Origin of the sequence: Pseudomonas sp. B21-036 (assembly GCF_024748925.1) — a bacterium.
In the GTDB taxonomy this organism is placed as follows: Bacteria; Pseudomonadota; Gammaproteobacteria; order Pseudomonadales; family Pseudomonadaceae; genus Aquipseudomonas; species Aquipseudomonas palmensis.
This window is the reverse complement of record NZ_CP087178.1, coordinates 3,894,129-3,918,006: the sequence shown is the minus strand read 5'-3', so window position 1 is coordinate 3,918,006 and position 23,878 is coordinate 3,894,129. Positions and strand designations below refer to the sequence as shown.

The following is a 23,878-nucleotide window of genomic DNA, read 5'->3' as shown; positions in this document are numbered from 1 at the left end:
GGCGGGCGCCCGTGCAGCAATGCGGATCAGCGTGGTGTGAGCAGGCGGTCGGCGATCATTTCGCCGATCGGGATGGCCGAGGTGGCTGCCGGCGACGGTGCGTTGCACACGTGGACCATGCGCGGGGTCTCGGCGAACAGGAAGTCGTGCACCAGGGTGCCGTCACGCATCACTGCCTGGGCGCGGATGCCCGCCTCGTAGGGCAGCAGGTCGTCGACCTCGAGCGAAGGGCAGTATTTGCGGCACTGTTCCAGGTAGCCGCGCTTGAACAGCGAGTTCTTCATCTCGGTGGTGCCCGAACCGAGGTTGTTCCACAGGGTTTTCCAGAAGCCGGGGAAGCGGGCGTACTGCGCCACGTCGCGCCAGTTGATCGAGAACTTGCCGTAGTTCTCGCGGCCCAGGCCCAGCACCGCATTCGGCCCGACAGTGACGCTGCCGTCGATCATGCGGGTGAGGTGCACGCCCAGAAACGGCAGCTCCGGGTCGGGGATCGGGTAGATCAGGTGATTGACGATCTGGTTCTTGGTGGCTGGCAGGCGGAAGTATTCGCCGCGAAACGGGATGATCTGGTGGTCGATCCTGACCCCGGCCAGCGCCGCCAGGCGGTCCGACTGCAGGCCGGCGCAGGCGACCAGTTGCCTGGCGCGCCATACGCGGTCTTCGCTGCTGATGGTGACGCTGTCGCCGCTTTCGGCGATCGCCGCCACGCGGGTGTCCAGGCAGATCTCGCCGCCGGCGGCCTGGATGACCTTGGCCATGGCCTGGCACACCTGCTTGTAGTCGACGATGCCGGTGGCATCGAGGAACAGCCCGCCCAGGCCGACGATGTTCGGCTCACGACGGCGCAGTTCGGCGGCATCCAGGCGCTCGACCTTCAGCCCGTTCTGTTGCGAGCGCTCGTACAGCGCCTGCATGCGTTGCACCTCGAGCGGGTTGGACGCCACCAGCAGCTTGCCGCACACCTCGTACTTGATGGCGTGGGTGTCGCAGAAGTCCTTGGTGGCCTGGGCGCCGCGCTTGCACAGGTCGGCCTTGAGGCTGCCGGGTGCGTAGTAGATGCCGGCGTGGATGACCCCGCTGTTGTGGCCGGTCTGGTGCCGGGCCAGTGTGGTTTCCTTCTCCAGGATGACCAGCGAGGCGCCAGGCTGGCGCTTGAGCAGCGCCATGGCGGTGGCGAGGCCGACGATGCCGCCGCCGATGATGCAGTAGTCGTAAATCATGCAGGGGTCACCTTAGTATTCTTATCTGGTTATCAGGTTGTCAGACTAAGTAGTGCGAAGAAAAGGGCGCTGACCCGCAGCGCCCGTCACGTGATGTTCATTCCATGGCTGGCAGGTCCAGCTTCAGGCGTTTGGCCGAGGCCCGCAGGTGCGCTTCGGCGCAGGCCGCGGCGCGCTGGCGGTCACCGTCGGCAATCGCCTGGTACAGCGCCTGGTGTTCGCGATTGGCGTCGGCCGAGCCGCCTACCGAATGCGCCGCCGAGTTCTCCCACGCGGTCTTGCGCGCGGCAGCCAGCTGGCCGCGCAGAAAGTCATGGAAGGCGACGAAGTAGTCGTTCTTGCTGGCTTCGGCAATTGCGCGGTGAAACTCCACGTCGGCAGCCGCGGCCACGTCGAACTGGCTGCGCTTGTCGATCATCTCCTGCAGGGCCTTGGCCATGCGCGCCAGGTCTGCCTGGTCGCGGCGCTGGGCGGCAATCGAAGCGGCCTGGGTTTCGATCCACAGGCGCACTTCGAACATCTGCACCAGGTCGGCACTGCGCCCGTTGTTGCTGGGGAAGCGGAACACCGTGCCGGTCGGATTCTGCGAAATGTACGAGCCCAGCCCGCGCCGGGCGATCAGTACGCCATCGGCCTTGAGCTGGGAGATCGCCTCGCGCACCACCGAGCGGCTGACATTCAGCTGTTCGGCCAGTTGCTGCTCGGTGGGCAGGCGTGCTTCGGCAGCCAGGCGCCCCGAATCGATCTCGGTGCGGATGGCGCTGACGACGCGTTCCACCAGGGTGTCGGGGCGTTGAAGCTCGAGCATGAAGGATAAAGCCAGTAGGTCAGGTTGTCAGACAATGCCCGTGCAGCCGCATGTTGTCAAGATTGTGCCTGGGGTTGCAGGCGATAGAACGCCCGTGCGTTACCCCACAGCACGCGCTCGACACTGGCGCTGCCCAGCGTGTGGCGGATCAGCTGGATATCGGCCGGGTCGAACGGGCGCGGTGCGCGGGTGGAGGGCAGGTCGCTGCCGAACATCAGGGCGTGGGGGTTGGCGGCATCGATGTCGCGCAGGGCTTTGGCCACGTCGAAATCGACCCGGCCAAAGCCGCAGGCCTTGATGCGCACACCTGCCTCGGCCAGTTGCAGCAGCGCCGGCAGGCCTTCGCGGCGAAGGCCCAGGTGATCGATGCTTACCGCCGGCAAGCGGCGCAGCAGCGGGGTCAGCTCGCCCAGCTCGCGCGAATCGACGTACAGCTCGACGTGCCAGCCGGCCAGCTCGAACACGCGCAGGGCCATGGCTTCGAGCTGATCGGCCTGCGCCGAGCCGCCGCGCTTGAGGTTGAAGCGCAGCGCACGCACGCCGGCGGCATCCAGCGCGAGCAGCTCGGCATCGCTGATGCCGGCCGGCACCTGGGTCACCCCCACGTAGCCTGGGCCCAGCTGTTTCAAGGCGGCCAGCAGGTAGCCCTGGTCGAAGGCCTGGAACGAGCCCGACACCACCGCGCCGCCGCAGATGCCCAGCGGCGTGACGGCCGCCAGGTAGTCTTCGGTGGTGAAGGCCTCGGGCAGGTAGCCGTTGTTGGGCACCAGCGCGAAGCGCGGGTCGATGATGTGGCAGTGGGCGTCGAAGATCGGCTGGGGCATGGGGGCTCCTTGACGGGGTTACAGCTCGCTGACGTAGGTGCCGGTGCCCTTGAGGATGTTCTGCAGGGTCTGCTCGACTTCGGCGAGGTCGGTGCCGTCGCTGCTGAGGGTGATTTCCAGATGATCGGCGCCGTTGAACACGTCGGCGTCTCCCGGCGCCACTTCGATCAGCAGGCGCCTGGCACTGAGGGTGACCTTGATGCCGTCCAGTGTGCTCGGTTCGTCATCCAGGGTGATGTCCACCGTGTCTTCGTCCGGGTAGCGGGTCATGAGGAACATCTGGCCCTTGTCGCTGTGGCAGCACAGGGTGGCCATGTTGTCTTCTTCATCATCGCAGGGGGTGGCGAAGAGCAGGGGGGTGGTCAGTTGCATGGACGGCTCGGTGGTCAAGAAGTGAAACGCGAGTGTGCCAGTCTTCGGTCAATGGATAAATCGCCGCCTGCCGCTGATTGACCGAATATGTCGCAGCATCGCAAGCAGGGGTGACCGGCCAGTCGTTAAGCTGCCCTGTCGATGGACAACCCGACGACACCCAGCGTGTGGTTGGCTATGGTTGATCCGAGCATGACGGCATGTGCGCGACGCTTCACTCAATAACAAGCCCAAGCGGAGTACCACAGATGGCGTTTTTCACCGCAGCCAGCAAAGCCGACTTCCAGCATCAACTGCAGGCGGCCCTGGCGCAGCACATCGGGGAACAGGCACTGCCACAAGTGGCGCTGTTTGCCGAGCAGTTCTTTGGCATCATCTCTCTTGACGAATTGACCCAGCGTCGCCTCTCCGACCTGGCCGGCTGCACCCTCTCGGCCTGGCGCATCATCGAACGCTTCGACCACACCGAACCCCAGGTTCGGGTCTACAACCCCGATTACGAACGCCACGGCTGGCAGTCCACCCACACGGCCGTGGAAGTGCTGCACCATGACCTGCCGTTTCTGGTCGACTCGGTGCGTACCGAGCTCAACCGCCGCGGCTACAGCATCCATACCCTGCAGACCACCGTGCTCAGCGTGCGTCGCGGGGCCAAGGGCGAGCTGCTGGAGATTCTGCCCAAGGGCACCCAGGGTGAGGGCATCCTGCAGGAATCGCTGATGTACCTGGAGATCGACCGCTGCGCCAATGCCGCCGAGCTCAACCTGCTGGCCCGCGAGTTGGAGCAGGTGCTGGCCGAAGTGCGCGTGGTGGTGGCCGATTTCGAGCCGATGAAGGCCAAGGTGCGCGAGCTGCTCGAGCTGATCGACCACACGGCCTACGCCCCGGCCGCTGCCGAGAAGGACGAGGTCAAGAGCTTCCTGCAATGGCTGGTGAGCAACCATTTCACCTTCCTGGGCTACGAAGAGTTCGTGGTCAAGGCCGACGCCCAGGGCGGCCAGCTGGAGTATGACGAGCAGTCCTTCCTCGGCCTGACCCGCCGCCTGCGCAGCGGCCTAAGCGCCGACGACCTGCGCATCGAAGACTACGCCGTCAATTACCTCAACGAGCCGCTGCTGCTGTCGTTCGCCAAGGCCGCGCACCCCAGCCGCGTGCACCGCCCGGCCTACCCGGACTACGTGTCGATCCGCCAGCTGGACGCCGACGGCAAGGTGATCAAGGAATGCCGCTTCATGGGCCTGTACACCTCGTCGGTGTATGGCGAAAGTGTGCGGGTGATCCCGTACATTCGCGGCAAGGTCGCCGAAGTGGAGCGCCGTTCGGGCTTCGACGCCAAGGCCCACCTGGGCAAGGAGCTGGCCCAGGTACTCGAGGTGCTGCCGCGCGACGACCTGTTCCAGACCCCGGTGGATGAGCTGTTCAGCACCGTGATGTCGATCGTGCAGATCCAGGAGCGCAACAAGATTCGCGTGTTCCTGCGCAAGGACCCCTACGGGCGCTTCTGCTATTGCCTGGCCTATGTGCCGCGCGACATCTATTCCACCGAGGTGCGCCAGAAGATCCAGCAGGTGCTGATGGAGCGCCTGAAGGCCAGCGACTGCGAGTTCTGGACCTTCTTCTCCGAGTCGGTGCTGGCCCGCGTGCAACTGATTCTGCGGGTCGATCCGAAAAACCGCATCGACATCGACCCCCAGCAGCTGGAAAACGAAGTGGTGCAGGCCTGCCGTTCGTGGCAGGACGACTATGCCAGCCTGACCGTCGAGAGCTTCGGCGAGGCCCAGGGCACCAATGTGCTGGCCGACTTCCCCAAAGGCTTCCCGGCCGGCTACCGCGAGCGCTTTGCCGCGCATTCGGCGGTGGTGGACATGCAGCACCTGCTGACCCTGTCCGACAGCAAGCCGCTGGTGATGAGCTTCTACCAGCCGCTGACCCAGGCCGGCAAACAGCAGCTGCACTGCAAGCTGTACCACGCCGACACCCCGCTGGCGCTGTCGGACGTGCTGCCGATCCTGGAAAACCTGGGCCTGCGCGTACTGGGCGAGTTCCCGTACCGCCTTCGCCACAGCAATGGCCGCGAATTCTGGATTCATGACTTTGCCTTCACCTACAGCGAAGGCCTGAACCTGGATATCCAGCAGCTCAACGACACCCTGCAGGATGCCTTCGTGCACATCGTCAACGGCGACGCCGAAAACGATGCGTTCAACCGTCTGGTGCTGACCGCCGGCCTTCCGTGGCGCGACGTGGCGCTGCTGCGCGCCTATGCCCGCTACCTCAAGCAGATTCGCCTGGGCTTCGACCTGGGCTACATCGCCAGCACCCTGAACAACCATACCGACATCGCCCGCGAGCTGACCCGGCTGTTCAAGACCCGCTTCTACCTGGCGCGCAAGCTGGCCGGGGATGACCTGGACGACAAGCAGCAACGCCTGGAACAGGCGATCCTGAGCGCGCTGGACGACGTGCAGGTGCTCAACGAAGACCGCATCCTGCGTCGCTACCTGGACCTGATCAAGGCCACCCTGCGCACCAACTTCTACCAGACCGACGCCAATGGACAGGCCAAGTCGTACTTCAGCTTCAAGTTCAACCCAAGGCTGATTCCCGAGCTGCCCAAACCGGTGCCCAAGTTCGAGATCTTCGTGTATTCGCCGCGGGTCGAGGGCGTGCACCTGCGCTTTGGCAACGTGGCACGCGGCGGGCTGCGCTGGTCGGACCGCGAAGAGGACTTCCGCACCGAAGTGCTGGGCCTGGTGAAGGCGCAGCAGGTGAAGAACTCGGTGATCGTGCCGGTAGGTGCCAAGGGTGGCTTCCTGCCGCGCCGGCTGCCGCTGGGCGGCAGCCGCGACGATATCCAGGCCGAAGGCATCGCCTGCTACCGCATCTTCATTTCCGGCCTGCTGGACATTACCGACAACCTCAAGGACGGCGTGCTGGTGCCGCCGGTCAACGTGGTGCGTCACGACGATGACGACCCGTACCTGGTGGTGGCGGCCGACAAGGGCACCGCGACCTTCTCGGATATCGCCAACGGCATCGCCATCGACTACGGCTTCTGGCTGGGCGACGCCTTTGCCTCGGGCGGTTCGGCCGGCTACGACCACAAGAAGATGGGGATTACCGCCCGTGGTGCGTGGGTTGGCGTGCAGCGCCATTTCCGCGAGCGTGGCATCAACGTGCAGCAGGACCCGATCACCGTGGTCGGTGTGGGCGACATGGCCGGCGACGTGTTCGGCAACGGCCTGCTGATGTCAGACAAGCTGCAACTGGTGGCCGCCTTCAACCACCTGCATATCTTCATCGACCCGAACCCGGAGCCTGCCAGCAGCTTTGCCGAGCGCAAGCGCCTGTTCGACCTGCCGCGGTCGGCCTGGAGCGACTACGACACCAGCATCATGTCCGAAGGTGGCGGGATCTTCTCGCGCAGTGCCAAGAGCATCGCCATCAGCCCGCAGATGAAGGAACGCTTTGCCATCGAGGCCGACAAGCTGACCCCGACCGAGCTGCTCAATGCGCTGCTCAAGGCGCCGGTCGACCTGCTGTGGAACGGCGGCATCGGCACCTACGTCAAGTCCAGCGAAGAGAGCCACGCCGATGTGGGCGACAAGGCCAACGACGCGTTGCGCGTGGACGGCAACGAGCTGCGCTGCAAGGTGGTGGGCGAGGGCGGCAACCTGGGCATGACCCAGCTGGGTCGGGTCGAGTTCGGCCTCAACGGCGGCGCGACCAACACCGACTTCATCGACAACGCCGGTGGCGTGGACTGCTCCGACCACGAGGTCAACATCAAGATCCTGCTCAACGAGGTGGTGCAGGCCGGTGACATGACCGAGAAGCAGCGCAACCAGTTGCTGGGCAGCATGACCGACGAAGTGTCTGCGCTGGTGCTGGGCAACAACTACAAGCAGACCCAGGCACTGTCGCTGGCGGCGCGCCGGGCGCGTGAGCGGATTTCCGAGTACAAGCGCCTGATGGCCGACCTGGAAAGTCGCGGCAAGCTGGACCGGGCCATCGAGTTCCTGCCTACCGAAGAGCAACTGGCCGAGCGCATTGCGGCCAACCAGGGCCTGACCCGGGCCGAGCTGTCGGTGCTGATCTCGTACAGCAAGATCGACCTCAAGGAAGCCCTGCTGCAGTCGCTGGTGCCGGATGACGACTACCTGACCCGCGACATGGAGACGGCCTTCCCGCCGTCGCTGGTGAACAAGTTCGCCGAGGCCATGCGTCGCCATCGCCTCAAGCGCGAGATCGTCAGCACCCAGATCGCCAACGACCTGGTCAACAACATGGGCATCACCTTCGTGCAGCGGCTCAAGGAGTCCACGGGCATGAGTCCGGCGAACGTGGCCGGTGCCTACGTGATCGTGCGCGACATCTTCCACCTGCCGCACTGGTTCCGCCAGATCGAGGCGCTGGACTACCTGGTGCCCGCCGAAGTGCAGCTGACGCTGATGGACGAGCTGATGCGCCTGGGCCGCCGGGCCACCCGCTGGTTCCTGCGCAGCCGTCGCAACGAGCAGGATGCCGGGCGTGACGTGGCCCACTTCGGGCCCAAGATCGCGGCGCTGGGGCTCAAGCTGGACGAACTGCTGGAGGGGCCGACCCGCGAGCGCTGGATGACCCGCTACCAGGGCTTCGTCGAAGCCGGCGTGCCGGAGCTGCTGGCGCGCATGGTGGCTGGCACTACGCACCTGTACACCCTGTTGCCGATCATCGAGGCTTCCGATGTGACCGGCCAGGACCCGGCCGAGGTGGCCAAGGTGTTCTTCGCCGTGGGCAGCGCACTGGACCTGACCTGGTACCTGCAGGAAATCAGCAATCTGCCGGTGGAGAACAACTGGCAGGCACTGGCACGTGAAGCGTTTCGCGATGACATCGACCTGCAGCAGCGCGCCATCACCATCTCCGTGTTGCAGATGGTCGATGCGCCTGCCGACATGGATGCGCGGGTAGCCTTGTGGCTGGCGCAGCATGCGGTGATGGTGGAGCGCTGGCGCGCGATGCTCGATGAGCTGCGTGCGGCCACCGGCACCGATTACGCCATGTACGCGGTGGCCAACCGCGAGCTGGTTGACCTGGCGCTGAGCGGGCAGTCGGCGGCGGTGCCGTCGTGAGTGTGTAGCAGGTAAAAAGAAGCCCCGGCCTGTGCCGGGGCTTTCTTTTGGCGGGGTGGGCCATTGCGCCGGCAAGGCCGGCCGGGCGCCTTACTTGAAGCGCCGCTCCACGCCTTTCTCCACCAGGATCTTGGCGGATATCTCTTCCACCGAAAAATGCGTGGAGTTGATGTTGGGAATGTTCTCGCGCCGGAACAGGTTCTCCACTTCGCGCACCTCGAACTCGCACTGGGCAAAGCTGGCGTAGCGGCTGTTGGGCTTGCGCTCGTGGCGAATGGCAGTGAGGCGGTCGGGGTCGATGGTCAGGCCGAACAGCTTGTGCTGGTGGTTCTTCAAGGCCGGTGGCAGTTGCAGGCGCTCCATGTCGTCTTCGGTCAGCGGGTAGTTGGCTGCGCGAATGCCGAACTGCATGGCCATGTACAGGCAGGTGGGGGTCTTGCCGCAGCGCGATACGCCCACCAGGATCAGGTCGGCCTTGTCGTAGTAGTGGGTGCGCGCACCGTCGTCGTTGTCCAGGGCGAAGTTCACCGCCTCGATGCGCTCCATGTAGTTGGAGTTGCCGCCGATCGAGTGCGATTTGCCCACCGAATACGACGAATGGGCGGTCAGCTCCTGTTCCAGCGGCGCCAGGAAGGTCGAGAAGATGTCGATCATGAAGCCGTTGGAGGTAGCCAGGATCTCGCGAATATCCTGGTTGACGATGGTGTCGAAGATGATCGGGCGCACGCCGTCGCGTTCTGCGGCGGTATTGATTTGCTGTACCATAGTGCGCGCTTTGTCCACGGTGTCGATGTACGGTCGCGTGAACTTGTTGAACCCGATGCTCTCGAATTGTGCCAACAAGCTTTGTCCCAGCGTTTCGGCAGTGATGCCGGTGCCGTCGGAAATAAAGAAAGCAGATCGTTTCATTTGCGCCTTGGGCCTTAAGCTGGTGACGATTCTTGGATATGATACGTTCGGTTTGCCGAACATCCCTGGTCGGCATTCTCACTTATTTTCCAGGTCCAGGCCACAAACGCCCGGTACGGTCACAGCGAACTGACCGGCGTCATGAGCTTTTCCAACACAGTTAGTGGAGAGATCACCTTGGTAGAGTACGTAGTTTCCCTCGATAAGCTCGGCGTCCATGATGTAGAGCATGTGGGGGGCAAGAACGCATCCCTCGGAGAGATGATCAGTAATCTCGCGGGCGCCGGTGTATCGGTCCCCGGCGGCTTTGCCACTACGGCTCAGGCGTATCGTGACTTTCTCGAGCAGAGCGGCCTGAACGCCCAGATCCATGCCGCCCTCGACGCGCTGGATGTGGATGACGTCAATGCCCTGGCCCGCACCGGCGCACAGATCCGCCAGTGGATCATGGAAGCCGAATTCCCCGAGCGGCTGAACACCGAAATCCGTACCGCCTTCGCCGAAATGTCCCAGGGCAACCCGAACATGGCTGTCGCCGTGCGTTCCTCGGCCACTGCCGAAGACCTGCCGGACGCCTCGTTTGCCGGGCAGCAGGAAACCTTCCTGAACATCCGCGGCGTGGACAACGTGATCCGCGCGGCCAAGGAAGTGTTCGCCTCGCTGTTCAACGACCGCGCCATTTCCTACCGCGTGCACCAGGGCTTCGACCACAAGCTGGTGGCCCTGTCGGCCGGCGTGCAGCGCATGGTGCGTTCAGAAACCGGCACCGCCGGCGTGATGTTCACCCTGGACACCGAGTCGGGTTTCCGTGACGTGGTGTTCATCACCGGCGCCTACGGCCTGGGCGAAACCGTCGTGCAGGGCGCAGTCAACCCCGACGAATTCTACGTGCACAAGGGCACCCTGCAAGCCGGGCGCCCGGCCATCCTGCGCCGCAACCTGGGCAGCAAGGCCATCAAGATGATCTACGGCGACGAGGCCAAGGCCGGTCGTTCGGTCAAGACCGTCGATGTCGACAAGGCCGACCGCACCCGTTTCTGCCTGAGCGACGAAGAGGTCAGCGAGCTGGCCAAGCAGGCCATGATCATCGAGCAGCACTACAAGTGCCCGATGGACATCGAGTGGGCCAAGGACGGTGACGACGGCAAGCTGTACATCGTGCAGGCGCGCCCTGAAACCGTGAAGAGCCGCGCCCAGGCCAACGTCATGGAGCGCTACCTGCTCAAGGAAACCGGCACCGTGCTGGTGGAAGGCCGTGCCATCGGCCAGCGCATCGGCGCCGGCAAGGTGCGGATCATCAAGGACGTTTCGGAGATGGACAAGGTCCAGCCCGGCGACGTGCTGGTGTCCGACATGACCGACCCGGACTGGGAACCGGTGATGAAGCGCGCCAGCGCCATTGTCACCAACCGTGGCGGGCGTACCTGCCACGCCGCGATCATTGCCCGTGAACTGGGCATTCCAGCGGTGGTCGGGTGCGGCAACGCCACCCAGCTGCTCAAGGATGGCCAGGGCGTGACCGTGTCGTGCGCCGAAGGCGATACCGGCTTCATCTTCGAAGGCGAGCTGGGCTTCGACATTCGCCAGAACTCGGTGGATGCCATGCCCGACCTGCCGTTCAAGATCATGATGAACGTCGGCAACCCGGATCGCGCATTCGATTTTGCCCAGCTGCCCAACGCCGGTGTCGGCCTGGCGCGCCTGGAATTCATCATCAACCGCATGATCGGCGTGCACCCCAAGGCACTGCTCAACTATGCCGGCCTGCCGGCCGAGCTCAAGGAAAGCGTCGACAAGCGCATTGCCGGCTACGGCGATCCGGTCGGTTTCTACGTCGAGAAGCTGGTCGAGGGCATCAGCACCCTGGCCGCAGCGTTCTGGCCGAAGAAGGTCATCGTGCGCCTGTCGGACTTCAAGTCCAACGAGTACGCCAACCTGATCGGCGGCAAGCTGTACGAGCCGGAAGAAGAAAACCCGATGCTGGGCTTCCGTGGCGCCTCGCGCTACATCAGCGAATCGTTCCGTGACTGCTTCGAGCTCGAGTGCCGTGCACTCAAGCGCGTGCGCGACGAAATGGGCCTGACCAACGTCGAGATCATGGTGCCGTTCGTACGCACCCTGGGCGAAGCCAGCCAGGTGGTCGACCTGCTGGCCGAGAACGGCCTGGGCCGTGGCGTCAACGGCCTGCGTGTGATCATGATGTGCGAGCTGCCCTCCAACGCGATCCTGGCCGATGAGTTCCTCGAGTACTTCGACGGGTTCTCCATCGGGTCCAACGACCTGACCCAGCTGACCCTGGGCCTGGACCGCGACTCCGGCATCATTGCGCACCTGTTCGACGAGCGTAACCCTGCGGTCAAGAAGCTGCTGGCCAACGCCATCCAGGCCTGCAACAAGGCCGGCAAGTACATCGGTATCTGCGGCCAGGGCCCGTCCGATCACCCTGACCTGGCCAAGTGGCTGATGGAGCAGGGCATCGAAAGCGTCTCGCTGAACCCTGACTCGGTGCTCGAAACCTGGTTCTTCCTGGCCGAGGGCCAGGCCCAGGCCTGATGCGCTGAAGAGGAGCGGCCGCCAGCCAGGAGGCGTCGGGCGGCCGCTTCAACGGATTTTCAGGGCGTGATCCAGTGATGGGCTCGCCCTTTTTTGTGCAAGTAACCTATGCAAAGCAGCAGTACTCTTTTTCCCGTTGCCCTGCTCAGTGCCGAGCGGCGCGGCGACCTCAGCGAAGATGTGTATCGGCTCAAGGCCGGCAACAGCCCCGACCGTACGGTCGAGCTGGCGCTGACACGCCTTGGCATGGCCGACCAGAGCGAGGTGCGCGGTGCCCCGGTCATCCTGTTGCATGGCAGCTTTTCCAACCGGCGCTTCTGGTTCTCGCCGCGCGGTATCGGCCTGGGCGCGACCCTGGCACGCGCCGGTTTCGACGTGTGGATACCGGAAATGCGCGGCCATGGGCTGTCACCCCGCAACCGCGACTACCGCCACAACCGTGTGGCGGACTATGCCCGTTACGATCTGCCGGCAATTGCCGCGTTCGTGTGCGAGGTGAGCGGGCGCACCCCGCACTGGCTTGGCCACTCGCTGGGCGGTACCACGCTGGCGGCAGCATTGGGCGGGGCTTACCTGGCCCAGGAGCAGGTCGCCAGTGCGGCCTTTTTCGGCACTCAGGTCAGCCGTACCTACTGGCCATTGAAAATCCCACCGGTGGAGTGGGGCGGGCGCCTGCTGCTCAAGCGCTTTGCACACCTGTCAGGTTCGCGGCTCAAGCGCGGGCCCGAAGATGAGCCCATCGGCCTGGCGCTGGAAAGCATGCGCTGGTTCGGCCTGTTCGGACGCTTTGGCGACAAGCAGAGCGACTGGTGGGCCGGGCTTGCCGAGGTGCGCGTGCCAGTGCTGGCGGTGGCTGGGGCCGGAGATCACCAGGACCCGGTGTGGGCCTGTCGCAAGTTGTTCGAGCAAATAGGCAGCGAGCACAAGCGTTTCGTGCGGCTGGGGCGCGAGGAAGGCTTCGACAATTTCGGTCATGTCGATATGCTGGTCAGCAAACCGGCCCAGGCCCAGGTGTGGCCGCTGGTGGAGCGCTGGCTGAGCGACCCGCAGGCCATGCTGGCCCCGGCCGAGACAGGTGACCCGCAGCCCGTCGGCGTGTAGCCTTGGTTAAACGCCGGTGCGCCGGCTTCGTCTTTTCAGTGAACGTGTGAAATCCGCTTTCCATTCAATTGGCCATCGACAGGAGTTTCCCATGCATTACCTTACCCCCGACTTGTGTGACGTCTACCCGGACCTGGTGCAGGTGCTGGAGCCGATGTTCAGCAACTTCGGCGGCCGCGATTCGTTCGGCGGTCAGATCGTCACCGTCAAGTGCTTCGAGGACAACTCGCTGGTAAAGGCGCAAGCCGACCTGGATGGCAAGGGCAAGGTGCTGGTGGTCGACGGCGGCGGTTCGCTGCGCCGGGCGCTGCTGGGTGACATGATTGCCGAGAAGGCCGCCAAGAATGGCTGGGAAGGGCTGGTGATCTACGGTTGCGTGCGTGACGTGGATGCGCTGGCGCAAACCAATCTGGGTGTGCAGGCGCTGGCCAGCCACCCGATGAAGACCGACAAGCGCGGCATTGGTGACCTGAATGTGGTGGTCACGTTCGCTGGTGTGACCTTCCGGCCGGGGGAGTACGTGTACGCTGACAACAACGGTGTCATCGTGTCGCCCAGCCCGTTGAAGATGCCCGAGTAATTTTCGCTGACGGTGCGTGGGGTAGGGATGTTCGAGGAAGAAAACGCGCAGTGGGGGCTGGTGCATGCCCTGGTACTCGATGGCAAGGGCGGTGCGCGTTCGATCGCTCGAACCGAACTGGACGATCTGCAGTTGCAGCCGGAGCAGAGCCTGTGGCTGCACTGGGATCGCAGCCACCCGCAAACCCAGACCTGGCTGCGCCATGACAGCGGCCTGAGCCCCTTCGCCTGTGACCTGCTGCTGGAGGAAAACACCCGGCCGCGCCTGGTGCCTTTACCGGATGCGCAGATGTTGCTGTTTCTGCGCGGGGTCAACCTCAACCCGGGCGCCGAACCCGAAGACATGGTGTCGGTGCGCATCTTCGCCCAGGCGCAGCGGGTGATTTCGCTGCGCCTGCGGCCGCTGCGGGCCACCGACGAGCTGCTTCAGCAACTGGACGAGGGGCGTGGCCCGACCACGGCCTCCGAGCTGTTGCTGAGCCTGGCCCAGTTGCTGACCGAAAAGGTCCAGGCGCTGGTGTCGGACCTGTCCGAAGTGGTGGATGAAGAGGAAGAAAAACTCGAATCCGACGAACGGTATACGCCTGAGCACGGCAGCCTGCAGCAGATGCGGCGGCGCGCCGCCGGCCTGCGTCGGTTCCTGGCGCCGCAGCGGGAAATCTATGCGCAGCTGGCGCGCAACAAATGGCCATGGTTCGCGCCGGACGATGCCGACTACTGGAACGAGCTCAACAACAGCCTGATCCGCTACCTCGAAGAGCTGGAACTGACCCGCGAGCGCGTGGCGCTGGTGCTTGAAAGCGAGGACCGGCGCCTGAGCGAACGCATGAACAAGACCATGTACCGCTTCGGAATCATCACCTGTATCTTCCTGCCCATGAGCTTTCTGACCGGCTTGCTGGGCATCAACGTGGGGGGCATTCCGGGTTCGGAAAACCCCTATGGCTTCCTTTATGCCAGCTTGCTGGTGCTCGTGCTGGCCCTGGGCCAATGGTGGCTGTTTCGCCGTCTTCGCTGGGTATAGGGGCACTTTCTTGAAATTTCCTACAACATTTGCGCAGATTGTTCATGTGACCCGCCCTATGAGCGTCTCGTCTTTGACAGACATTGCGCGAGGTGCCCATGCACGATCCGTTTGAAGAATCCCTGCGGGACCTGCTCAAGGCCTCGCCGTCCGGCAAAGACCGCGACGACGACGCCTGCCTGGGCCGGGTCCTCAAGACCGCCAACCGTCAGGTCGGCGCGGGCGATCTGTTCAGCCTGCTCGGCCGTTGGAGCCAGGCGCTGATGATCGCCGTGAACAATGGCTCGGCGCATGTCGCGCCGGTGCGTCGTAACGCTTCTGCCCGTAAAGCTGATAAGGCTGATTGATTATGGAACTTGATCTCTGGACCCAGAGCCTGGTGGCGGCGATGACCGCCTTGTGGACCAAAGTCGCCAACTTCATCCCCAACCTGTTTGGGGCGCTGGTGGTGGTGCTGCTGGGCTTTGTGGTTGCCAAGCTGCTCGATACCCTGTTGTCCAAGCTGCTGGCCAAGCTTGGCCTGGATCGCCTGATGGGCGGCACCGGCCTGACCAAGATGCTCAGCCGGGTGGGCATCCAGGTGCCGATCTCGACGCTGATCGGCAAGATCGTCTACTGGTTCGTGCTGCTGATCTTCCTGGTTTCGGCCGCCGAATCCCTGGGGCTTGAACGTGTTTCGGCGACCCTGGACATGCTGGCGCTGTACCTGCCCAAGGTGTTTGGCGGTGCGCTGGTGCTGCTGGCCGGTGTGCTGCTGGCCCAGATCGTCAACGGCCTGGTGCGCGGTGCCGCCGAGGGCATCGGCCTGGAATACGCCGCAGGGGTCGGGCGTATCGCCCAGGGCCTGGTCATCATCATCAGCATTTCGGTGGCCATCAGCCAGTTGGAGGTCAAGACCGACCTGCTCAACCACGTGATTGTCATCGGGTTGATTACCGTTGGTCTGGCAGTTGCGCTGGCCATGGGCCTGGGCAGCCGTGAAATCGCCGGGCAGATCCTGGCTGGAATTTACGTACGTGAGCTCTATCAGGTCGGCCAGCAGGTCCAGATTGGCGAGGTCGAGGGGCAGATCGAAGAGATCGGCACGGTCAAGACGACCGTGCTCACCGACGAGGGTGAACTGGTATCGCTGTCGAACCGGATCCTCCTGGAGCAGCGGGTCAGTAGCCGCTAACCGGGCAAATCCTGCTAATGTATGCCGCCGCAAAATCGCCCAGGCAGGGCGAGCGGCGACAATGACCTGACTGTCGGCCAGATTTGTTTTGAATAAAGTTCACTCGCTGCCCATGCGTTACGACCCCCGCGAGCTCACTGATGAGGAGTTGGTGGCGCGTTCGCATGAGGAGCTTTTTCATGTTACTCGCGCCTATGAAGAGCTCATGCGGCGCTACCAGCGGACCCTTTTTAACGTGTGTGCACGTTATCTGGGGAACGATCGGGATGCTGACGATGTCTGTCAGGAGGTGATGTTGAAGGTGCTGTACGGCCTGAAGAATTTCGAAGGCAAGTCGAAATTCAAGACCTGGCTCTACAGCATCACCTACAACGAATGCATCACCCAGTACCGCAAGGAGCGGCGCAAACGTCGTTTGATGGATGCGCTAAGTCTCGATCCACTCGAGGAGGCCTCTGAAGAGAAGGCCCCCAAACCGGAAGAGAAAGGCGGGCTGGATAAATGGCTGGTTCATGTGAACCCGATCGACCGCGAAATCCTGGTGCTACGATTTGTCGCAGAGCTGGAGTTCCAGGAGATCGCCGACATCATGCACATGGGCCTGAGCGCCACGAAAATGCGCTACAAGCGTGCGCTCGACAAGCTACGCGAGAAATTTGCGGGCCTCACCGAAACTTAGTGAGTCGCAAATATCTCTAACGTATCGACAAGGTCTGCTAAACTTGTCGACGAGTTGTCCCCCGGGTTTGGTGGGACTACTTAACAATCACCAGATGGGGATTTAACGGATGAAATTGAAAAACACCTTGGGCTTGGCCATTGGTTCTTTTGTTGCCGCAACTTCCTTCGGCGCTCTGGCACAAGGCCAAGGCGCAGTCGAAATTGAAGGCAACGTCACCAAGCAGTACTACGACAGCGAGCGTAACTTCAAGAACGACGGCACCAATCCTGGTGTTCGCCTCGGTTACTTCCTGACCGACGACGTGTCCTTGGACCTGGGCTACAACGAGACTCACAACGCTCGTGGCGACGTGTTCAACAAGGACATCAAAGGTTCCAAGGCCAAGCTGGACGCCACCTACCACCTGGGTACCGTTGGTGACGCAATCCGTCCTTACGTATCGGCTGGTTTCGCTCACGAGAGCCTGGGCCAAGCTACCCGTAACGGTCGCGATCACTCCACCTTCGCCAACCTGGGCGCTGGCGCCAAGTGGTACATCACCGACAACCTGTTCGCCCGTGCTGGCGTTGAAGCGATGTACAACATCGACAACGGCAACACCGAGTGGGGCCCATCCCTGGGTCTGGGTCTGAACTTCGGTGGTAGCGGTGGCAAGGTTGCACCGACTCCTGCGCCAGCTCCAGTAGCTGAAGTCTGCTCCGACAGCGACAACGACGGCGTGTGCGACAACGTCGACAAGTGCCCTGACACCCCAGCCAACGTCACCGTTGACGCTGATGGCTGCCCGGCTGTTGCTGAAGTCGTTCGTGTAGAGCTGGACGTCAAGTTCGACTTCGACAAGTCGGTCGTCAAGCCAAACAGCTACGGCGACATCAAGAACCTGGCTGACTTCATGAAGCAGTACCCATCCACCACCACCACTGTTGAAGGTCACACTGACTCCGTCGGTCCTGACGCTTACAACCAGAAGCTGTCCGAGCGTCGTGCAAACGCCGTGAAGCAGGTTCTGACCAACCAGTACGGTGTTGAGTCGAACCGCGTTGAATCGGTTGGCTACGGTGAGACCCGTCCGGTAGCTGACAACGCCACCGAAGCTGGTCGCGCTGTCAACCGTCGCGTTGAAGCTCAAGTAGAAGCCCAAGCCAAGTAATTGGTCTGACGCTTGAGAAAAGCCCGGCTCCGGCCGGGCTTTTCTTTGCCTGCGATTTGATCGGGCGGTGGGTGCGAGGCGTACGCGGGCCTGTCTTCGTGGCGGCTGCACCGCTATAATCGCTGCCTTCCCACACCTCGAGCTAAGCCTGCCCATGTATACCCTGGCCCGCCAGCTGCTGTTCAAACTGTCCCCGGAAACCTCCCACGACCTGTCGCTGGACCTGATCGGTGCAGGTGGGCGCCTGGGCCTCAACGGGCTGTTGACCAAGGCGCCGGCGCAGTTGCCGGTAACCGTCATGGGCTTGCAGTTCGCCAACCCGGTCGGGCTGGCAGCGGGGCTGGACAAGAACGGTGCTGCCATCGACGGCTTCGCTCAACTGGGCTTCGGTTTCGTCGAGATCGGCACAGTCACCCCGCGCCCGCAGCCAGGCAATCCCAAGCCACGGCTGTTCCGCCTGCCTGAAGCCGAGGCGATCATCAACCGCATGGGCTTCAACAACCTGGGCGTCGACCATCTGCTCGAGCGTGTGCGTGCGGCCAATTACCATGGCGTGCTGGGCATCAATATCGGCAAGAACTTCGATACCCCGGTGGAGCGGGCAGTGGACGATTACCTGATCTGCCTGGAGAAGGTCTACGGTCACGCCAGCTACGTCACCGTCAACGTCAGTTCGCCCAACACCCCGGGCCTGCGCAGCCTGCAGTTTGGCGATTCGCTCAAGCAACTGCTCCAGGCCCTGGCCGAGCGCCGTGAGGCGTTGGCCCTGACCCATGCCAAGCGCGTACCACTGGCCATCAAGATTGCCCCGGACATGAGCGATGAGGAAACCGCACAGGTGGCTTCGGCTTTGCTGGCCACTGGCATGGACGCAGTGATCGCGACCAACACCACCCTCAGCCGCGAAGGTGTGGAAGGCCTGGCGCATGCTGACGAGGCCGGTGGGCTGTCGGGCGCCCCGGTACGCGACAAGAGTACCCACACGGTGCGCATGCTGGCCGCCGAACTGGGTGGCAAGCTGCCGATCATCGCAGCAGGCGGTATCACCGAAGGCAAGCACGCCGCCGAGAAGATCGCAGCCGGTGCAAGCCTTGTGCAGATCTACTCCGGGTTCATCTACAAGGGGCCTGCGCTGATTCGCGAGTCGGTGGACGCCATCGCCGCTATGGGGCCACGCTGAGCGGGCATAAAAAAGGGCCCCTCAAAAGGGGCCCCTGGGCCGCAGCCCGCCGCTCGGATAGAGCGTGCATGGTGACTAGAATTCAGATCCTCGTTCAGCCAACGGCGTGAAGTTCGTTGAGTCTATGGATACCCGCAGTGCCGGTCATACCGTCCCAGTTGTCGCCACGTCCCTCGCGCCAGCCGTTGACCCAGGCTTGGCGTACTGACGGTAGAGTAAAAGGGCAAAGCTCGCGGGATTTGCCGGTGACCCCATATTGGTAGCCACGTAAAAATGCTCTTTCCAACGGATCACGCTTAAGTCTTCTCATAGGGTGTTGCCCTCACTTGTTGACTGTAATGTCCCGTCGGCCTCGGCTGAGGCCGGGCAGAGTCGTTCTGCCGGTTATGCGCTCGCTGCCGGCGTGGCGAGCTGGAAGTGTTGCCCCGTTGCAGGACAACCTGATACGAGTTCTAACCAATGCAGGTCACAGTGTGAATGATCGTTTTGTCATAAGGACGTAACCTTTCCAAGGGTCAGGGGATAAGTAAAAAATTGCTTCAGCGGCGAAATGAAGGCAAAGCCAGCTATGATCAGGCTTTGCTCATGGCTCAGGTCAGAACGCCATCGTTGAGAATCACTTCCAACGCAGGGGCTCAAAACGACGAAGGGTCATAAAAAGTCGCAGTTTTACTAGAATTTTTCATTCTGCCGGACGATCAAAGCCTTTTTACCCTGGGGTAAATGGCCGTTGTCCGGCGGCCCGGCGCCATGTCAGCGCCATTCGAACGCCTGCTGGAAGGCGTTCGATCAAACAGCGAAGGGGCGATGCGCTTGCCTTTTCACCTATTGCTCAAGGCTTGGATTACTCATGTCGGACCGTTTCGAACTCTATCTCACCTGCCCCAAGGGCCTGGAAGGCCTGCTTGCCGAAGAAGCCCGTGGGCTGGGCCTGGAGGATGTGCGAGAGCACACCTCGGCCATTCGCGGCGAAGCCGACATGGAAACCGCCTATCGCCTGTGCCTCTGGTCGCGTCTGGGCAACCGCGTACTGCTGGTGCTCAAGCGCTTCAACATGAAGAACGCCGATGACCTGTATGACGGGGTCAACGCCGTCGACTGGCAGGATCACCTGGAAGCCACTGGCAGCCTGGCTGTGGAGTTCAGCGGGCACGGCTCGGGCATCGACAACACCCACTTCGGCGCGCTCAAGGTCAAGGATGCCATCGTCGACAAGCTGCGCAACGCGGCGGGCGAGCGGCCTTCGGTAGACAAGCTCAACCCCGATCTGCGTGTGCACCTGCGCCTGGAACGCGGCGAGGCGATTCTGTCCCTGGACCTGTCCGGCCACAGCCTGCACCAGCGAGGCTACCGTCTGCAGCAGGGGGCTGCGCCACTGAAGGAAAACCTTGCCGCTGCCGTGCTGATCCGTGCCGGCTGGCCGCGTATTGCTGCCCAGGGCGGCGCGCTGGCCGACCCGATGTGCGGTGTGGGTACCTTCCTGGTGGAGGCGGCGATGATTGCCGCCGATATCGCGCCGAACCTGCGCCGCGAGCGCTGGGGCTTCAGCGCCTGGCTGGGTCACGTGCCGGCGCTGTGGCGCAAGCTGCACGACGAGGCCAAGGCGCGCGCCGAAGCCGGGCTGGCACGTCCGCCGCTGTGGATCCGCGGCTACGAGGCCGATCCGCGGCTGATCCAGCCAGGGCGCAACAACGTCGAGCGTGCGGGCCTGAGCGACTGGATCAAGATCTACCAGGGCGAAGTGGGCAGCTTCGAGCCGCGTCCCGACCAGAACCAGAAGGGCCTGGTAATCTGCAACCCGCCCTACGGTGAGCGTCTGGGTGATGAAGCCAGCCTGCTGTATCTCTACCAGAACCTGGGTGAACGCCTGCGCCAGGCCTGCCTGAACTGGGAGGCGGCGGTATTCACCGGCGCGCCCGATCTGGGCAAGCGCATGGGTATTCGCAGCCACAAGCAGTACGCCTTCTGGAACGGCGCGCTGCCGTGCAAGCTGCTGCTGATCAGGGTGCAGCCCGATCAGTTCGTCACCGGCGAGCGTCGTCAGCCAGAGCGCGAGCGGGGCAGCGAGCCGAGCGAGCCCGTGGTTTCAGTCGCCAGCGAGCCGGCGCGTCTGAGCGAAGGCGGGCAGATGTTCGCCAACCGCCTGCAGAAGAACCTCAAGCAACTGGGCAAGTGGGCCAAGCGCGAGAACATCACCTGCTACCGCGTCTACGATGCCGACATGCCGGAATACGCGCTGGCCATCGACCTCTACCATGACTGGGTGCATGTTCAGGAGTACGCCGCGCCGCGCTCGATCGACCCGGAAAAAGCCCAGGCGCGTCTGTTCGATGCCCTGGCGGCGATCCCCCAGGCGCTGAACATCGACCAGAGCCGCGTGGTGATCAAGCGGCGCGAGCGGCAATCCGGCACCAAGCAGTATGAGCGCCAGAGCAGCCAGGGTCAGTTCACCGAGGTGAGCGAAGGTGGCGTCAAGCTGCTGGTCAACCTGACCGACTACCTCGATACCGGGCTGTTCCTCGACCATCGCCCGATGCGCATGCGCATCCAGCGCGAGGCGGCCGGCAAACGCTTCCTCAACCTGTTCTGCTATACCGCCACGGCCAGCGTGCATGCGGCCAAGGGTGGCGCGCGCAGCACCACCAGCGTCGACCTGTCGAAAACCTACCTGGATTGGGCGCGGCGCAACTTCTCGCTCAACGGCTTCTCGGACAAGAACCGCCTGGAGCAGGGCGACGTGATGGCGTGGCTGCAGGCCTGCCGCGAGGAGTACGAGCTGATCTTCATCGACCCGCCGACCTTCTCCAACTCCAAGCGCATGGAAGGGGTGTTCGACGTACAGCGTGACCATGTGGAGCTACTTGACCTGGCCGTTGCGCGCCTGGCACCGGGTGGCGTGCTGTATTTCTCCAACAACTTCCGCAAGTTCCAGCTCGACGAACACCTGCAGGAGCGTTACGCGGTCGAGGAGATCACCGCCCAGACCCTGGACCCGGATTTCGCGCGCAACAGCAAGATCCACCGCGCATGGCGCATCCAGGCGCGCTGATGACGCGCAGGATGTGATCAGGCGTGTGGGGGGTGGCTACCTTGCAGCCACCGCCCGCACGCCCGGGTGGAGCCCTGAGCCCGGCTCAGGGTTGCAGCGCTGCGGTACTGCTGTTGAGCTTTGGCTGGCGGTACAGGTCCAGCAGCACCTGGTCGAGCACTGCCGAGGCGCCCCAGGGTTTGGGGTCGTTGAGAATTGCCACCACCGCCCAGGTGTTGCCGTTGCTGTCGCGGCTGAAGCCGGCGATGGCACGCACCGTATTCAGGGTGCCGGTCTTGATGTGTGCTTCACCGGTCATGGCGGTGCGCTTGAGGCGCTTGCGCATGGTGCCGTCCATGCCGGTCAGCGGCATGGAACTGATGAATTCGGCAGCGTAGGGGCTCTTCCAGGCTGCCTGCAGCAGGGTGGCCATTTCCCTGGCGCTGACACGCTCGGCACGCGACAGCCCTGAACCGTTCTCCATGACCAGATGCGGCGCGGTGATGCCTTTCTTCGCCAGCCACTGGCGCACCACGCGCTGTGCGGCACGGGCATCGTCGCCGTCGGCATCGGTGCGGTACTGCGCGCCCAGGCTCAGGAACAGTTGCTGGGCCATGGTGTTGTTGCTGTATTTGTTGATGTCGCGGATCACCTCCACCAGGTCCGGGGAGAATGCGCGGGCCAGCAGGCGTGCACTCTTGGGAACTTCGGCAACCCGGTCAGCCCCCATGATGCGCCCGCCCAGTTCGTTCCAGATGGCACGTACCGCGCCGGCGGCGTAGGTCTGGTGGTCGAGCAGTGCCAGGTAGGTCTGGGAGTTGCAGCCGTCAGCCAACTGGCCGCTGACCACCACGCTGACGCCGTCGGCCTGGGTCACCGGGTTGTAGCGCACTTCGCCCTTGCACTGGTTGCCCGGTACCGCCTTGACCTGGTTGTCGATGCGGATGCTGGCGATGGGCGGCTCTACCGATACCAGGACCTTCCCGCCATCGTTGCGTGCCACGAAGCGCAAGGCCTTGAGGTTGACCAGCAGGGAGTCGGGCTTGACCAGGAACGGCTTGTTTTCATCGCCGCCGTCGTCGTTGAACTGGGGAAGCTGGGGCTGCACGAAGTGGCTGCGGTCCAGCACCAGGTCGCCATTGATGGTCTGTACGCCGTTGGCGCGCAGGTCGCGCATCAGCAGCCAGAGTTTTTCCATGTTCAGCTTGGGGTCGCCGCCGCCCTTGAGGTACAGGTTGCCGTTGAGGGTGCCGTTGCTCAGGGTGCCGTCGGTGTAGAACTCGGTTTTCCACTGGTGGGTCGGGCCGAGCATTTCCAGCGCGGCATAAGTGGTGACCAGTTTCATGGTCGAGGCCGGGTTGACCGACACATCGGCGTTGAACACCGTGGGTGTGCCCGGACCATTGAGCGGCAGCATCACCAGCGACAGCGCGGAGCCGTCGAGCTTGTTGGTCTTGAGGGCCTGTTGCACCTTGGGCGAAAGGGTGGTGTTGACGGGGGCGGCGTGGGCCGGCATGGCCAGTGGCAGCAGCAGGCCGGCGAACAGCAGTGAACGTAGAGATGTGGTCATTTGCACTGAAACCCTGCAGGCGAGGGGTGAAAAAAACCAGAGCGCAATAGGGTGACGGCCCCGGTATGGAAAAATATAGCGCGCATTATGCACCACGCATGCTGCCCATGTGCCTAACAATGCCTGTCAGTGCGGCGATTTTTCGGGTTTTATTCAGGCAGTTTCGCGGTGGAACTGGTAAAGTGCCGCGCGTTATTACTTAAGAGGATTGTTTCATGGCGACCAACCGTTCCCGCCGTCTGCGTAAAAAACTGTGTGTAGACGAGTTCCAGGAGCTGGGTTTCGAACTGAACCTGGAGTTCAAGGAAGACCTGTCCGACGAAGCCATTGACGCTTTCCTCGACGCCTTCCTGGATGAAGCCATGGATGCCAACGGCCTGGACTACGTCGGCGGCGACGACTTCGGTCTGGTCTGCAAGGCAGATCGTGGCTCGGTCACCGAAGAGCAGCGTGCTGCAGTGCAGGCATGGCTCAAAGGCCGCAGCGAGCTGACCAAGATCGAAGTCAGCCCGTTGCTGGATGCCTGGTATCCGGAAAAGCCGGTCAACCCGGCTAGCTGATACCTCGTCAAAGCGGCAGCCCTGGTGGCT

19 protein-coding genes are annotated in these 23,878 nt (G+C 63.1%); 12 read left to right on the top strand and 7 right to left on the bottom strand.

Translation table 11 applies throughout. The features are described 5' to 3' along the window. Positions 1-26: 26 nt before the first annotated feature. The 4 genes from lhgO to LOY33_RS17590 form a co-directional block, all read right to left on the bottom strand. Entirely contained in the window at positions 27-1,220 is a 1,194-nt protein-coding gene (gene lhgO, locus LOY33_RS17605; protein WP_054916212.1) for an L-2-hydroxyglutarate oxidase, read from the bottom strand. A 97-nt stretch (positions 1,221-1,317) separates the two neighbouring features. Continuing rightward, a complete protein-coding gene (locus LOY33_RS17600) occupies positions 1,318-2,028 on the bottom strand; it encodes a FadR/GntR family transcriptional regulator (RefSeq protein WP_043864619.1) in 711 nt (236 codons plus the stop codon). A gap of 56 nt (positions 2,029-2,084) precedes the next feature. After that, positions 2,085-2,852, bottom strand: a complete 768-nt coding sequence (locus LOY33_RS17595) for an amidohydrolase (RefSeq protein ID WP_104572779.1) — start codon at positions 2,850-2,852, stop codon at positions 2,085-2,087. Between the two features lie 18 nt (positions 2,853-2,870). After that, complete coding sequence (locus LOY33_RS17590) at positions 2,871-3,224, bottom strand: hypothetical protein (protein ID WP_043864617.1); 354 nt, start codon at positions 3,222-3,224, stop codon at positions 2,871-2,873. A gap of 248 nt (positions 3,225-3,472) precedes the next feature. Here LOY33_RS17590 and LOY33_RS17585 point away from each other — a divergent pair, with 248 nt between their 5' ends. Then, entirely contained in the window at positions 3,473-8,338 is a 4,866-nt protein-coding gene (locus tag LOY33_RS17585) for an NAD-glutamate dehydrogenase (protein WP_258659453.1), read from the top strand. Positions 8,339-8,428: 90 nt separating this feature from the next. Here the strand turns inward: LOY33_RS17585 and LOY33_RS17580 are convergent, their stop codons facing one another. Continuing rightward, positions 8,429-9,247, bottom strand: a complete 819-nt coding sequence (locus tag LOY33_RS17580; protein WP_043864615.1) for a pyruvate, water dikinase regulatory protein — start codon at positions 9,245-9,247, stop codon at positions 8,429-8,431. A 177-nt stretch (positions 9,248-9,424) separates the two neighbouring features. Between LOY33_RS17580 and ppsA the strand changes: the two genes are divergently transcribed. The 9 genes from ppsA (at position 9,425) to LOY33_RS17535 (ending at position 18,690) form a co-directional block, all read left to right on the top strand. Further along, positions 9,425-11,800, top strand: coding sequence for a phosphoenolpyruvate synthase (gene ppsA / locus LOY33_RS17575; RefSeq protein WP_043864614.1), 2,376 nt, complete (start codon positions 9,425-9,427; stop codon positions 11,798-11,800). A gap of 108 nt (positions 11,801-11,908) precedes the next feature. After that, entirely contained in the window at positions 11,909-12,901 is a 993-nt protein-coding gene (locus tag LOY33_RS17570) for an alpha/beta fold hydrolase (RefSeq protein WP_043864613.1), read from the top strand. Between the two features lie 91 nt (positions 12,902-12,992). Then, positions 12,993-13,481, top strand: a complete 489-nt coding sequence (gene rraA, locus LOY33_RS17565) for a ribonuclease E activity regulator RraA (protein ID WP_258659452.1) — start codon at positions 12,993-12,995, stop codon at positions 13,479-13,481. Between the two features lie 27 nt (positions 13,482-13,508). Continuing rightward, complete coding sequence (locus tag LOY33_RS17560; protein WP_043864611.1) at positions 13,509-14,504, top strand: zinc transporter ZntB; 996 nt, start codon at positions 13,509-13,511, stop codon at positions 14,502-14,504. Between the two features lie 98 nt (positions 14,505-14,602). Further along, positions 14,603-14,851, top strand: coding sequence for a hypothetical protein (locus LOY33_RS17555; protein ID WP_043864610.1), 249 nt, complete (start codon positions 14,603-14,605; stop codon positions 14,849-14,851). A 2-nt stretch (positions 14,852-14,853) separates the two neighbouring features. After that, entirely contained in the window at positions 14,854-15,678 is an 825-nt protein-coding gene (locus tag LOY33_RS17550; RefSeq protein ID WP_043864609.1) for a mechanosensitive ion channel family protein, read from the top strand. A 112-nt stretch (positions 15,679-15,790) separates the two neighbouring features. Continuing rightward, positions 15,791-16,357 (top strand): RNA polymerase sigma factor SigX, encoded by a 567-nt coding sequence (gene sigX, locus LOY33_RS17545; RefSeq protein ID WP_010223317.1) that lies wholly within the window; start codon positions 15,791-15,793, stop codon positions 16,355-16,357. 109 nt (positions 16,358-16,466) lie between these two features. After that, positions 16,467-17,510 (top strand): OmpA family protein, encoded by a 1,044-nt coding sequence (locus LOY33_RS17540; RefSeq protein WP_043864608.1) that lies wholly within the window; start codon positions 16,467-16,469, stop codon positions 17,508-17,510. Between the two features lie 154 nt (positions 17,511-17,664). Beyond that, a complete protein-coding gene (locus tag LOY33_RS17535) occupies positions 17,665-18,690 on the top strand; it encodes a quinone-dependent dihydroorotate dehydrogenase (RefSeq protein ID WP_043864607.1) in 1,026 nt (341 codons plus the stop codon). Between the two features lie 94 nt (positions 18,691-18,784). On the opposite strand, the gene rmf is transcribed toward LOY33_RS17535, so the two are convergent. After that, complete coding sequence (gene rmf / locus LOY33_RS17530; protein ID WP_078479587.1) at positions 18,785-19,000, bottom strand: ribosome modulation factor; 216 nt, start codon at positions 18,998-19,000, stop codon at positions 18,785-18,787. A gap of 540 nt (positions 19,001-19,540) precedes the next feature. Here rmf and rlmKL point away from each other — a divergent pair. Beyond that, positions 19,541-21,739 (top strand): bifunctional 23S rRNA (guanine(2069)-N(7))-methyltransferase RlmK/23S rRNA (guanine(2445)-N(2))-methyltransferase RlmL, encoded by a 2,199-nt coding sequence (gene rlmKL / locus LOY33_RS17525; RefSeq protein ID WP_078479588.1) that lies wholly within the window; start codon positions 19,541-19,543, stop codon positions 21,737-21,739. A gap of 85 nt (positions 21,740-21,824) precedes the next feature. On the opposite strand, the gene dacB is transcribed toward rlmKL, so the two are convergent. Beyond that, complete coding sequence (dacB, locus tag LOY33_RS17520) at positions 21,825-23,288, bottom strand: D-alanyl-D-alanine carboxypeptidase/D-alanyl-D-alanine-endopeptidase (protein ID WP_043864605.1); 1,464 nt, start codon at positions 23,286-23,288, stop codon at positions 21,825-21,827. Between the two features lie 215 nt (positions 23,289-23,503). Between dacB and LOY33_RS17515 the strand changes: the two genes are divergently transcribed. Next, the gene (locus tag LOY33_RS17515) at positions 23,504-23,848 is read left to right on the top strand and encodes a YggL family protein (RefSeq protein ID WP_043864604.1); all 345 of its coding nucleotides are present in this window, start codon (positions 23,504-23,506) and stop codon (positions 23,846-23,848) included. The last annotated feature ends 30 nt before the right edge of the window (positions 23,849-23,878 follow it).